Origin of the sequence: Streptomyces sp. NPDC059255 (genome assembly GCF_042752355.1) — a bacterium.
Taxonomy (GTDB): domain Bacteria; phylum Actinomycetota; class Actinomycetes; order Streptomycetales; family Streptomycetaceae; genus Streptomyces.
Genome location: NZ_JBHYZP010000025.1, coordinates 1 through 13,243, shown reverse-complemented (window position 1 = coordinate 13,243; position 13,243 = coordinate 1). Strand labels below are relative to the sequence as shown.

Here is a 13,243-nt window from a genome sequence, read left to right as displayed (position 1 = left end):
GCAGGTCAGGGCAGTTGATTCCAGCCAACTTGTGCGGCATATCACGCCGCGACACGGTGGAGTGACCTGGTGGTGAGTCGTCGCAGCCCGCTCAAGAGTGCGGTACCGTCCAACATCGTGAGCCCTGTACGTCGCTGTTCGCGCACCGCGTGCGGCCGCCCTGCTGTCGCGACACTGACGTACGTCTATGCCGACTCGACCGCGGTCCTCGGCCCGCTCGCCACCTACGCCGAGCCTCACTGCTACGACCTGTGTGCGGAACACGGTCAGCGGCTGACGGCGCCACGCGGCTGGGAGGTCGTCCGGCTCACGGACGGCTCGGCCCCCGCGCAGCCGAGCGGCGACGATCTCGAAGCCCTGGCCAATGCCGTACGGGAGGCCGCCCGCCCGCCGGAGCGGTCGCCCGATGGCGGCGGCAAGGGCACGCGGGGGGCGGACCCGATGGAGGTCGGGCGCCGGGGACATCTGCGGGTGCTGCGCTCACCCGAGTCCTGAGCCCTGCCCCGCCTCGCACCGACGAGCCTTCCGGGTCCCCCAGGGTCTCCGTCCAGGGTTTCCGCCACGGATCCTGTGCGGACCATTGACCTTCTCTTGGCGCGGACACGACCATTCCTCCATCCGTGAGAGATCACTTTCCGTATCGCGGAATTCCGGAGGACTGTCGTGTTCGTACAGCAACTGGAACCTGTCGCCGACTCGCTCGCACTCTCCGCTCTCGTCGCCGCGCTGCCCCTGGCCACCGTGCTGATCCTGCTCGGCGGCGTCCGTATGCGAGCCCACCTCGCCGGGCTCACCGGCCTCGCCGTCGCCGTACTCGTCGGCTGGCTCGCCTTCTCCATGCCCCTCGGCCAGACGCTCTCGGCCGGCGCGCAGGGCGTGCTCTTCGGGCTCTTCCCCATCATGTGGATCGTCGTCAACGCCCTCTGGGTCTACCGGATGACGGTCAGGACCCAGCACTTCGACATCCTGCGGCGCTCCTTCGGACGCCTCTCCGACGATCCCCGTATCCAGGCGCTCGTCGTCGCCTTCTGCTTCGGCGCGCTCCTCGAAGCGCTCGCGGGGTTCGGCGCGCCGGTCGCGATCTGCTCGGTGATGCTGGTGGCGCTCGGCTTCGACCCGGTGAAGGCCGCCGTCGTCTCGCTCGTCGCCAACACCGCACCCGTGGCCTTCGGCGCGATGGGCACACCGGTCGTGACGCTCGCACAGGTCACCGGGCTGCCGCTGGACACGGTCGCCGCCGTCGTCGGCCGGCAGACCCCGCTCCTCGCCCTCGTCGTACCGCTGGTGCTCATCGGCCTCGTCGACGGGCGGCGCGGGCTGCGCGAGACCTGGGTGCCCGCGCTGGCGTGCGGAGTCGCCTTCGCCGTCGCGCAGTTCGCCGCCGCCAACTACGTCTCGGCCCAACTCGCCGATATCGCGGCCGCGCTGGCGGGGGCCGCAGCGTTGGTCGCGGTGCCCTCGGCGCGCCGGCCCGCGGCGGAGCCGGTACGCGCCGCCGTGCTCACGGGCGTACGGAGCGAGGACCTGGACCGCGAGGACCCGCGCCCCGAAGTGGTGCGCGCCTACGCCCCGTACGCGCTGATCGTGGCGATCTTCTCCGTCGCGCAGATCCCGCCGGTCAAGGAGATGCTGGCCAAGGCGACACAGGTCTTCGACTGGCCCTTCCTCGATGTCGCGAACTCCGACGGGGACCGGGTGGGCGCCAATGTCTTCACGTTGCCGCTCGTCGGCACCGGCGGCACGCTCGTCCTCCTCGCGGGGCTGGTCACGGCCGTGGTGCTGGGCGTACGGACGCGGGACGCGGCGCGCGAGTGGGCTGCGACCGTGCACGAACTGCGGTACGCGATCCTCACCGTCACCTCGGTGCTGGCCCTCGCGTACGTCATGAACCTGTCCGGACAGGCCGCGACCATCGGCCACTTCGTCGCCGCGGCGGGGGCCGGGCTGGCGTTCCTCTCGCCGATCCTCGGCTGGTTCGGCGTCGCGGTATCGGGCTCGGACACCTCGGCCAACGCCCTGTTCGGCGCGCTCCAGGTGACAGCGGCGCACCAGTCGGGACTCGCGCCGGAGCTGCTGGCCGCGGCGAACAGCTCCGGGGGCGTGCTGGGCAAGATGATCTCCCCGCAGAACCTGACGATCGCGTGCGCGGCGGTGGGGCTGGCGGGCAAGGAGGGAGACGTACTGCGCAAGGTGCTGCCGTGGAGTCTGGGGCTGTTGCTGGTGATGTGCCTGATCGTGGTGGGGCAGAGTACGGCGGTACTGGGGTGGATGCTGCCTTAACGGTGTCATCCGGCCCGGGTAGGTTGAACCGACTCACCGCACCGCACGAATCGCCGCACTGGACCGAGCGCACTGGACCGAGCGTGGTGAACCGACGGCACTGAACTGACCGCACTGAACTGACCGCACTGAACCGACCGCAGTGAACCGACCGCGGTGACAGGAACCTCTGGAGGGCGTGACCGTGGCCGACGTTTCGCATGCGCCGCATGTGCCACATGTGCCGGACCTGGCGCAGATCGTGAAGGCGTACGACGTACGAGGGGTGTACCCGGATCAGCTCGACGACCGGCTCGCGGAACTCTTCGGCGCCGCGTTCGCCGAGGTCACCGGCGCCGGGGCGATCGTCGTCGGCCACGACATGCGGCCCTCCTCGCCCGGTCTGGCGTCGGCCTTCGCGCGGGGCGCCCTCTCGCGCGGCGCCGACGCCACCCTCATCGGGCTGTGCTCCACGGACCAGCTCTACTACGCGTCCGGGAGCCTGAACGTCCCCGGCGCGATGTTCACGGCGTCGCACAACCCGGCCCGCTACAACGGCATCAAGATGTGCCGCGCGGGCGCCGCGCCGGTGGGCCAGGACACGGGGCTCGCGGAGATCCGTGCCCTGGTGGAGAGTTGGCTGCGGGGCACCGGGGAGACACCGGAGGGCACGGGAACCCTCACACGGCGTGACACGTTGGACGATTACGCCGCATATCTGCTCTCCCTGGTCGACCTCTCCGCGATCCGCCCGCTGAAGGTCGTCGTGGACGCGGGCAACGGCATGGGCGGCCACACGGTCCCGACCGTCCTCGCCGGCCTGCCGCTCGATGTCGTGCCCATGTACTTCGAGTTGGACGGTACGTTCCCGAACCACGAGGCGAACCCCCTGGACCCGAAGAACATCGTCGACCTCCAGGCCCGCGTCCTCGCCGAGGGCGCCGACCTCGGTCTGGCCTTCGACGGCGACGCGGACCGCTGCTTCGTCGTGGACGAACGCGGCCGGGGCGTCTCGCCGTCCGCCATCACGGCCCTGGTCGCGGCGCGCGAACTGGCCAAGCACCCGGGCGCGACGGTCATCCACAACCTGATCACGTCCCGGTCGGTCCCCGAGGTCGTCAGGGAGAACGGCGGCACCCCGGTCCGCACCCGTGTCGGCCACTCCTTCATCAAGCAGGAGATGGCCACGACGGGCGCGGTCTTCGGCGGCGAGCACTCCGCGCACTACTACTTCCGCGACTTCTGGAACGCGGACACCGGCATGCTCGCCGCGCTCCACGTCCTGGCGGCCCTCGGCGGCCAGGACGGCCTGCTCTCGGATCTGGTCTCCTCGTACGACCGGTACGCGGGCTCGGGCGAGATCAACTCCACGGTGGACGACCAGGAGGCCCGGCTGGCGGCGGTCCGCGCGGCGTTCGCGGCGCGCGAGGGGGTCACCCTCGACGACCTGGACGGCCTGACGGTGGCGTCGGCGGACTGGTGGGTCAACGTCCGCCCCTCCAACACGGAGCCGCTGCTGCGTCTGAACGTGGAGGCGCGGGAGGTGGCGACGATGGCGAGGCTCCGGGACGAAGCCCTGGCCCTGATCAGGGACTGACCGGGACCGACCGTCACCACCGCCCCTCGGACACCCGCCGTTCCCGGCTCCGGGACGGCGGGCGCGGGGCCTGCGGCGGTAGGCTGACAGGCGTCTAACCACCTGTTCGAAAGGACACCCACCCCATGCCGCTCGAAGCCGGCCTCCTGGAGATCCTGGCCTGCCCGGCCTGTCACGCGCCGCTCAGTGACCGCACCACGGCCGAGACGCCCGAGCTCGTCTGCACCGGTGCGGAGTGCGGCCTGGCGTACCCGGTCAGGGACGACATCCCGGTGCTCCTCGTGGACGAGGCGCGCCGCCCCGCGTAGACGCCGCCCTGCGCAAGCACGCCTCGCGTCAGCGCGCTCCGTGCACGCACGCACAACGCGCAGGTACGCCCCCACGCACGCACCCCGCAGGTACGTGGGTACGTGGGTACGTAGATGCGCACCGCGCAGACACGCCGCGTACCACCCGTAACAACCGCATCACTCGCATCAGCCCTGCTCATGTGCCACACCAGCGGAGGCCCACCCCTCATGCTCGACGAGTCGCTGCTCGACGCTCCCGACGCGCTCACCCGCGCCGACCACCACGGTCTGCTCCGTGACGCCGCCGAAGCCGGGGCCAGGGTCCGCACCGCGCTGCGGCAGACCGCCGAGGCCGGCGTCGCTGACCTGGCACCGGAAGGCCGCCCCCGTGGCGTACTGATCGCCGGTTCCGGCGCCGCCGCGACCGCCGCCGCCGACCTTGTCGCCGCGCTGGCGGGCGCAGCCGCGCCGGTGACCCGACTGCGCCCCACGGGCGTCGCCCCCGCCGCGGGCGCCCTGCGCTGGGCGCTCCCCGGCTGGGCCGGCCCCGTGGACCTGCTGCTGATCGCCACCACCGACGGCAGTGAGCCCGGCCTGGCCCTCCTCGCGGAGCAGGCGTACCGGCGCGGCTGCACGGTCGTCGGCGTCGCGCCCGGCCACTCCCCGCTGAGCGAGTCGCTCAACGGCTCGCACGGACTGCTCGTACCGATGGCGACGGCACCGAACGAGTGGGCCGACACCGTCGAGGAGGACACCCGCGCGACCGGGCCCGGCGCCCTCTGGGCCCTGCTCGTCCCGCTGCTCGCCCTGCTCGACCGGGTGGGACTCCTCACCGCGCCACCGGAGACCCTTCAGCGCGTCGCCGACCGGCTGGACCGTACCGCCGAGCGCTGCGGCCCGGCCATCGTCACGTACAGCAATCCCGCGAAGACCCTCGCCGCAGAACTCGCCGACAGCCTCCCGCTGATCTGGACCGAGGGAACGGCCGCGGCCCCCGCCGGACGCCGCTTCGCCGCCGTGCTCTCCGAACTGAGCGGCCGTCCCGCGCTCGCCGCCGAACTGCCCGAGGCGCTGCAGGCCCACGGCACGCTGCTCGCCGGCGACCTGGCGGGCGGCGCGGACCCCGACGACTTCTTCCGCGACCGGGTCGAGGAGAGCCAGGCCCTGCGCGCCCGCGTCGTCCTGCTCAGGGACCGTCCGACAGGCGGCCTCACCGCCGCCCCCGCCGCCCGCGAACTCGCCCTCGGCCACGACACGGCCATCAGCGAGCTGGAGCCGGAGGAGGGCACCGACATCGAGGCCCTGGCCGAGCTGATCGCGGTCACCGACTTCGCCACGGTCTATCTGACACTGGCCGCGGGCACTCCCGTATGACCTGACGCCCCCACGCATGCCGTTCCCGTACCGACAGCGCGCCGCCCACCCGCGCACCCGTACGCCCTCGCACGCCCGGCCCCCTTCGCCCTTCCCTCTTTCCGCCTTCCCCCTTTTCCTGCCATCCCGAGGCGCCGTCGCCCGGTCACCTCAGCCCTACCGGCACCTGATCGCACCTGGCGGGCACCTGACCGGCATCCGCCCAGCACTTCACCAGCACCTCACCAGTACCAGGGCGCCATCCCACCGCCACCGCGCCGCCACCTCGCACCAGAAGGCTCACCCCATGGACCGCCTCTCGAACACAGTGCGCCCCTACGCCTGGGGCTCGACGACCGCCATCCCGGAACTGCTCGGCACCCCGCCCACGGGCGAGCCGCAGGCCGAGATGTGGCTCGGCGCCCACCCCGGCGCCCCCTCGCGGCTCGACCGCGGACACGGCGTGGGTGAGCAGGCGCTCTCGGACCTCATCGACGCCGACCCCGAGGCGGAGCTCGGGGCGGCCACCACACGGAAGTTCGGTCCCCGGCTGCCCTTCCTGCTCAAGCTGCTCGCCGCGGGATCGCCGCTCTCCCTCCAGGTGCACCCCGACCTCGCCCAGGCGAAGGAGGGGTACGCGGACGAGGAGCGCCGGGGCGTCCCGATCGACGCCCCGCACCGCAACTACAAGGACGCCAGCCACAAGCCCGAACTGATCTGCGCGCTCACCCCCTTCGAGGGGCTCTGCGGATTCCGCGCCCCGGAGGACGCCGCCGAACTCCTCGCGGGGCTCGACGTCGACGCGCTCAAGCCGTACGTCGACCTCCTGCGCGCCCACCCCGAAGAGGCCGCGCTGCGCGAGGTCCTGACCGCCGTACTGGGCGCCGACCCGGAGGAGATGGCCGCCACGGTCACCGAGACCGCCGCCGCCGCGGACCGGCTCGGCGGCGCGTACGCCCCGTACGCGTCGATCGCCCGCCACTACCCGGGCGACCCGGGTGTCATCGCCGCCATGCTGCTCAACCACGTACAACTCCAGCCGGGCGAGGCGCTCTTCCTCGGCGCCGGTGTGCCGCACGCGTACCTCGACGGCCTCGGCGTCGAGATCATGGCCAACTCGGACAACGTCCTGCGGTGCGGCCTCACCCCCAAGCACGTGGACGTCACCGAACTCCTGCGTGTCGTGCGGTTCGAAGCGACCGAGCCGGCCGTTCTGCGCCCCGAGGCCTCCGCCTCCGGCGAGGAGCTGTACGACACCCCCATCGACGAGTTCCGGCTCTCCCGCTTCACCCTCGCGCCGGGCGCCGCCCCGCGCGACCTGACGGCCGCCACCCCGCAGATCCTGCTCTGCACCGCGGGCGCCCCCACGGTGGGCGATCTCGGGCTGACGCCCGGCGGCGCGGTCTTCGTACCGGCGGGCGAGAAGACCGAACTGTCCGGTACCGGCACGGTGTTCCGGGCCACAGTGGTGGTCTGATAGTCCGGCCGCTCCGGCGGCTGCAACAATGTCCCGCCGTACGGCGGCGCCAGGGCCGCATACCTAGGAAGGGACACCACGCACCCATGAGCGCGTCCGGCGGAACCAAGGCGATTGTGGCGGCGCTCGGCGCCAACCTCGCGATCGCAGTAGCCAAGTTCGTGGCATTCGCCTTCAGCGGGTCGTCGTCGATGCTCGCCGAGGGTGTGCACTCCCTCGCCGACTCCGGCAACCAGGGACTGCTGCTCCTCGGCGGCAAGAAGGCGAAGCGCGAGGCAACGCCGGAGCACCCCTTCGGCTACGGGCGTGAGCGCTACATCTACGCGTTCCTCGTCTCCATCGTGCTGTTCTCGATCGGCGGCATGTTCGCGATCTACGAGGGCTACGAGAAGATCAAGAACCCGCACGAGATCGAGGCCTGGTACTGGCCGGTCGGCGTGCTGATCTTCGCGATCATCGCCGAGTCGATCTCCTTCCGTACGGCCATCCTGGAGTCGAACGCCCTGCGCGGCGCGCTCTCCTGGAAGGACTTCATCCGCCGGGCCAAGGCGCCCGAGCTGCCGGTGGTCCTGCTGGAGGACTTCGGCGCGCTGATCGGTCTGGTTCTCGCCCTCGGCGGCGTCGGTCTCTCGCTCGCGACCGGCGACGGCATCTGGGACGGCATCGGCACGCTCTGCATCGGCATCCTCCTCATCGTGATCGCCCTCGTTCTCGCGGCCGAGACGAAGTCCCTGCTCCTCGGCGAGGCCGCGGGCACGGAGGACGTCGAGAAGATCAAGGGTGCGATCGTCGACGGCAACGTCGTGACCGGCATCATCCACATGCGCACGCTCCACCTCGGCCCCGAGGAGCTTCTGGTCGCGGCGAAGATCGCGGTCGAGCACGACGACACGGCGGGCGAGGTGGCCGCCGCGATCAACGCGGCCGAGTCCCGCATCCGCGAGGCCGTCCCGATCGCCCGGGTGATCTACCTGGAGCCGGACATCTACAGCGCCTCGGCCGCCGCCGCGGGTACCAACCCGGCCAAGGACACGAACACCCCCACGAGCCCGGACACCCCCACGAGCCCGGACACGACGGAGTAGCCCGCGGCGCCGGCCCCCGAGACCCCCTCCTCCCTCCCCTACGACTCTCCTCCCTCCCGTACGGCTCTCCCGGGCTTTCTCCCCGGGCGTGTGTTCCCCCACATGCGTTCTGCTCCTTCCTGGTTCGGCTGTAGGTCGCTGGGCCGATCGGTGTAGATTCGTGACCAGAGCCAGACGTCGCTGCTGATGGCGGTCGGGCGGTCCGCGCTGCGGACCGGCCGAGGGAGAGAGGGCCTCCGACGGACTGCCCCGCGTAGCCCGGGCATTCGTATGCCCGCCGCCGCAGAGTCAGCCGTACGTATTCACCCTCGACCCGATTTACGAGGAGCAGCTCGTTATGACGACTGTCGCCAACCGACAGGACTTCAAGGTCGCCGACCTCTCGCTCGCCGAGTTCGGCCGCAAGGAGATCACCCTCGCCGAGCACGAGATGCCCGGCCTGATGTCGATCCGCAAGGAGTACGCGGCGACGCAGCCCCTGGCCGGTGCCCGCATCACGGGATCCCTGCACATGACGGTGCAGACCGCGGTCCTCATCGAGACGCTGACCGCGCTGGGCGCGGAGGTCCGCTGGGCGTCCTGCAACATCTTCTCCACCCAGGACCACGCCGCCGCCGCCATCGCGGTCGGCCCCGAGGGCACCCCGGAGGCCCCCAAGGGCGTCCCCGTCTTCGCCTGGAAGGGCGAGACGCTGGAGGAGTACTGGTGGTGCACGGAGCAGGCTCTGACCTGGCCGAACACGCCCACCGGCGGCCCGAACATGATCCTGGACGACGGCGGTGACGCCACCCTCCTGGTACACAAGGGCGTCGAGTTCGAGAAGGCCGGCGCGGCCCCCGACCCGGCGACTGCGGACAGCGAGGAGTACGGCCACATCCTCACCCTGCTGAACCGCACCCTCTCCGAGAGCCCGCAGAAGTGGACCCGCCTGGCGTCCGAGATCCGCGGTGTCACGGAGGAGACCACGACCGGTGTGCACCGCCTGTACGAGATGCAGCGCGACGGCGTCCTCCTCTTCCCGGCGATCAACGTCAACGACGCGGTCACCAAGTCCAAGTTCGACAACAAGTACGGCTGCCGCCACTCCCTGATCGACGGCATCAACCGCGCCACCGACGTCCTCATCGGCGGCAAGGTCGCGGTCGTCTTCGGCTACGGCGACGTCGGCAAGGGCTGCGCGGAGTCCCTGCGCGGCCAGGGCGCCCGTGTGATCATCACCGAGATCGACCCGATCTGCGCGCTCCAGGCGGCGATGGACGGCTACCAGGTATCGACGCTGGACGACGTCGTCTCCATCGCCGACATCTTCGTCACCACGACGGGCAACAAGGACATCATCATGGCCTCGGACATGGCCAAGATGAAGCACCAGGCGATCGTGGGCAACATCGGCCACTTCGACAACGAGATCGACATGGCCGGCCTGGCCAAGATCGAAGGCATCGTCAAGGACGAGGTGAAGCCCCAGGTCCACACCTGGACGTTCCCCGACGGCAAGACGCTCATCGTCCTGTCCGAGGGCCGCCTGCTCAACCTGGGCAACGCGACCGGCCACCCCTCGTTCGTGATGTCGAACTCGTTCGCGGACCAGACCCTGGCCCAGATCGAGCTCTTCACCAAGCCGGAGGAGTACCCGACCGACGTCTACGTGCTCCCCAAGGCCTTGGACGAGAAGGTCGCCCGTCTCCACCTCGACGCGCTCGGGGTGAAGCTCACGACGCTCCGCCCGGAGCAGGCCGCGTACATCGGTGTCGAGGTCGAGGGCCCGTACAAGCCGGACCACTACCGCTACTGATCCGCAGCGCGCGCCCGCGCGGGCGCGCCCGCCGACGGGCCGGCCGGTGGTGACGGATCACCGACACGGCCTCGGCCCTTCGGCACCCGGCTTCCGCAGCTCACAGAACAGGCCCCCGCACCCCCGTGTCGGGGGCTTGTTCCGTGCGCACGGCGCCGAGCCGCCAAGGCGTTGACGTACGGTGTGCTGTCAGTTGCCGCGTACCCGAAGGACCCGGAAGACCCCATGCCCCGCGGCCGTTATTCGCTCCATGACCCGCACGATCACACCCCTCTCGGCGACGAACACTTCCACTGCGCGCCCGGCCCCTCCGGCTGGCGCTACGTCTCCCAGATCACCACTCCCTCCGGCGACCACTCGGGCTCCGTCGATCTGGCCCTCGACGAGCTCGGCCGCCCCATCCGGCTTCAACTCCACGCGGCGAGCTGGCAGATCCGCGGCGCCGCCCTCGACGGCGTCACCTGGGTCCGTACCGACCCCACCGGCGCCCACGCCACAGAAGGCAATGTCAAAGCCCACGCCTTCACCGGCACATCCCCCGCCTTCCTCGTCGCGACGACCCGTCTTCTGCGCCTCACCCCCGATTCCCCCACGACACGCGTCCGCCTTGTGGCCTTCACCGATCCGGTCCTCGCCCCCCGCACGATCGACCAGTCCTGGGCCCTGGTGAACAGTGAAGCGCACGCCACTGACAACGGACCCCTGATCGTGGACGAGTACCAGGTCAGCGCCCTGGACACTGGTGAACAGCACACCGTTCACATCGCCGGCGACGTGGTGCTCTCGGCCCCCGGCATCGAGCTGGAAGACCTGGAAACCCCGCCGTCGCCACCGACCTGACCGGTTCCGCCGCCCGTGGACGCCTACGCGGGCGGGACGAACCCCGTGACGGACGGAGGGGGCGACCCGGCCCCGGGGCCCGGGGCCACGGGCGGGGCAGGAGACAGGGAAGAAGGGGAAGACGGGGTGCCCCCGGGAGGGACGACAGGCGGAGCGAGAGGAAACGCAGAAGAACCGACAGCGGAGCCCAGGCCCCCCGAGGCTCCCGGAGCTCCCGTGGCCCCCAAGGCCGGCGTGGTGCCGCCGAAGGCCCGCCGAGCATCCCGTGACTGCCGCTCGTTCACCACCGCCGCGAGATACGCGCCCGCAGGCACCTCCTGAGGCGCCGGGGTACCGGTACGAGCCGCCAGATCACCCGCCAGACGCTCGGCCATCGACCGGCTCACCCCCGCGTCGAGCTGCCCCATCCGCGTCAGGTACTGACGTATCGCGAGCCACAGATCATCCGGCACGGCAGACAGATCCAGCTCCGCGAAGCGCCCCACGAGCCACGGCGGAGGCGGCGGCACCGCCTCCATGTACGACGTCGGCACCCTCTCCCGTACGACGAGGGTCCCTGCGAACACGTCGCCGATCCGCCGCCCCCGCGCCGACGTCAGCGACGCGACACAGGCGACCACCCCGACCGAGAACAGAATCTCGACCACGCCCATCGCCCCACGCACCAGCGCGTGCCGGAACCGTATGGGCCCGCCGTCGTCCCGTACGACCCGCAGCCCGCAGGCCAGCTTGCCCAGCGAGCGCCCGTGGCTGAGGGTCTCCACGGCGATCGGACCACCGACCAGCACCAGAAGGAACGAGGCGACGGCCAGGGCTGCGACCGCGGCCTCGTCCAGCGAGCCGGCCGACAGCACGATGCCGACCGACACCATCAGATACGCGGCACCGGCCACCGCGAGATCGATCGCCGTCGCCAGCGCCCGGCTCGGCAGCCGCGCCGGGCGCAGCCCCAGTACGACCGCGTCGCCCGTCACAAGCTCATCCACCGGTGCCCACCCTTCGCCGACCTTCCTCCGCTCTGGAGAAGGTCAGTCTGCCAAGCTGACCCACAACACGCCGCAGTCAGCCGTGCCGACGTAGTACGACGTAGTAGTACGGACGCCAGCAGTACGGACCGTTCGCACCCAGTGCCTGGAGCAGAGCCGCCCATGGACCTCGATGTCTTCGTGACCAGCCACCGCGCCGAGTGGGACCGCCTGGACCACCTCCTGGGTCGCGGCCGGCGTCTCACCGGCGCCGAGGCCGATGAGCTCGTCGGCCTCTACCAGCGCACCGCCACACATCTCTCGCTGGTTCAGTCCAGCGCTCCCGATCCCGTACTCACCACCCGCCTCACCCAGCTCGTGGCCCGAGCCCGTGCGACGGTCACCGGCACGCGCCGGGCCGGCTGGCGGGACGCCGTGCTGTTCCTTACGGCGGGATTCCCCGCCGCCGTCTACCGAGCCCGGCGGTGGTGGATACCGACCGCTCTCCTCTCCACTCTTCTCGCCGCCGCCATCGGCTGGTGGACCGGCGCTCACCCGGAGGTACAGGCGGCGATCGGGGCACCCGAGGATCTGCGCCGGATGACCCGTCCGGGCGGTGAGTACGAGACGTATTACTCCAGCCATCCGGCGGCGTCGTTCGCGGCACAGGTCTGGACGAACAACGCGCAGGCCGCGGCCATGTGTCTCGTCCTGGGGGCGTTTCTCTGCCTGCCGGTGATCTGGATCCTCTTCGTCAACGTGCTCAACCTGGGCGTCGGTATCGGGCTGATGTCCTCGGCGGGCCGCCTCGACACGTTCCTCGGCCTGATCCTGCCCCACGGTCTACTGGAACTGACCGCGGTCTTCGTGGCGGCCGGCACCGGTCTGCGCCTCGGGTGGACCCTCATCGACCCGGGTCCGCACAGCCGCCGAACAGCCATGGCCCAGCAGGGCCGCGCCGCGCTCGGCATGGCCATCGGCCTGGCGCTGGTCCTCTTCGTGTCAGGCGTGATCGAAGGCTTTGTCACTCCGTCCGGCCTGCCCACCTGGGCGCGCATCACCATAGGAGTCGTCGCAGAACTGGCCTTCCTCGCCTATGTCTACATCCTCGGCGGCAGGGCGGCCCGGGAAGGCGAGACGGGCGACCTGGAGGCAACCGGCCGCAGCGCCGCGCTTCCTGTCGCAGGCTGATGTGCATGAGGCGTACTCGACCTGTTAGTCTCCTCTTCGCCCCACAAAAACCGTTGACACGGCTGGAGTGGGGAGGTAGATTTGAACGGTTGCCTCGGAGTTGGACAAGCTCCGGGTTCGCTGATTAACATCTACGTTGCTCCTGGTGGGATCGAATTCCACGGAGCACCCCTCGATTCGACAAGCAGCTGATTCTGGCCTGTGAAATTCAGGCCTCCATGCTTCTGCTAAAGTCGGGTCAGTCGAAAGGCGAAAAGGCCAATCCGAAGGCCACTGGAATTCTGAGGCAGAACAAGCCGAAAGGATCTGGTAGAGTCGGAATCGCCGGAAAGGGAAACGCGAAAGCGAAGAACTGGAAAGCGAACCCCGCTCCGACGGGGAATCGGACACG

11 protein-coding genes are annotated in these 13,243 nt (G+C 70.6%); 10 read left to right on the top strand and 1 reads right to left on the bottom strand.

Annotation, left to right across the window (positions count from 1 at the left end; all coding sequences use genetic code 11):
• Positions 1 to 69: 69 nt before the first annotated feature.
• The 9 genes from ACFXKG_RS25890 (at position 70) to ACFXKG_RS25850 (ending at position 10,696) form a co-directional block, all read left to right on the top strand.
• A complete protein-coding gene (locus tag ACFXKG_RS25890) occupies positions 70 to 495 on the top strand; it encodes a DUF3499 domain-containing protein (protein WP_384843629.1) in 426 nt (141 codons plus the stop codon).
• 168 nt (positions 496 to 663) lie between these two features.
• On the top strand, positions 664 to 2,280 hold the full coding sequence (locus ACFXKG_RS25885; protein ID WP_384843626.1) for an L-lactate permease: 1,617 nt from the start codon (positions 664 to 666) through the stop codon (positions 2,278 to 2,280).
• A gap of 211 nt (positions 2,281 to 2,491) precedes the next feature.
• Complete coding sequence (locus tag ACFXKG_RS25880) at positions 2,492 to 3,856, top strand: phosphomannomutase/phosphoglucomutase (protein WP_384843623.1); 1,365 nt, start codon at positions 2,492 to 2,494, stop codon at positions 3,854 to 3,856.
• Positions 3,857 to 3,981: 125 nt separating this feature from the next.
• The gene (locus ACFXKG_RS25875) at positions 3,982 to 4,164 is read left to right on the top strand and encodes a Trm112 family protein (protein WP_365808440.1); all 183 of its coding nucleotides are present in this window, start codon (positions 3,982 to 3,984) and stop codon (positions 4,162 to 4,164) included.
• A 210-nt stretch (positions 4,165 to 4,374) separates the two neighbouring features.
• Positions 4,375 to 5,520: an SIS domain-containing protein gene (locus tag ACFXKG_RS25870; RefSeq protein ID WP_384843620.1), complete on the top strand. Its 1,146-nt coding sequence runs from the start codon at positions 4,375 to 4,377 to the stop codon at positions 5,518 to 5,520.
• Between the two features lie 286 nt (positions 5,521 to 5,806).
• Positions 5,807 to 6,976 (top strand): mannose-6-phosphate isomerase, class I, encoded by a 1,170-nt coding sequence (gene manA / locus ACFXKG_RS25865; RefSeq protein WP_384843616.1) that lies wholly within the window; start codon positions 5,807 to 5,809, stop codon positions 6,974 to 6,976.
• Between the two features lie 86 nt (positions 6,977 to 7,062).
• Complete coding sequence (locus ACFXKG_RS25860; protein ID WP_384843613.1) at positions 7,063 to 8,061, top strand: cation diffusion facilitator family transporter; 999 nt, start codon at positions 7,063 to 7,065, stop codon at positions 8,059 to 8,061.
• Between the two features lie 337 nt (positions 8,062 to 8,398).
• Positions 8,399 to 9,856, top strand: coding sequence for an adenosylhomocysteinase (ahcY, locus tag ACFXKG_RS25855; protein WP_384843610.1), 1,458 nt, complete (start codon positions 8,399 to 8,401; stop codon positions 9,854 to 9,856).
• Positions 9,857 to 10,081: 225 nt separating this feature from the next.
• A complete protein-coding gene (locus tag ACFXKG_RS25850) occupies positions 10,082 to 10,696 on the top strand; it encodes a hypothetical protein (protein ID WP_384843607.1) in 615 nt (204 codons plus the stop codon).
• Between the two features lie 23 nt (positions 10,697 to 10,719).
• On the opposite strand, the gene ACFXKG_RS25845 is transcribed toward ACFXKG_RS25850, so the two are convergent.
• A complete protein-coding gene (locus tag ACFXKG_RS25845) occupies positions 10,720 to 11,682 on the bottom strand; it encodes an RDD family protein (RefSeq protein WP_384843604.1) in 963 nt (320 codons plus the stop codon).
• Positions 11,683 to 11,844: 162 nt separating this feature from the next.
• Between ACFXKG_RS25845 and ACFXKG_RS25840 the strand changes: the two genes are divergently transcribed.
• Positions 11,845 to 12,852, top strand: coding sequence for a stage II sporulation protein M (locus ACFXKG_RS25840; protein ID WP_384843601.1), 1,008 nt, complete (start codon positions 11,845 to 11,847; stop codon positions 12,850 to 12,852).
• Positions 12,853 to 13,243 lie beyond the last annotated feature (391 nt).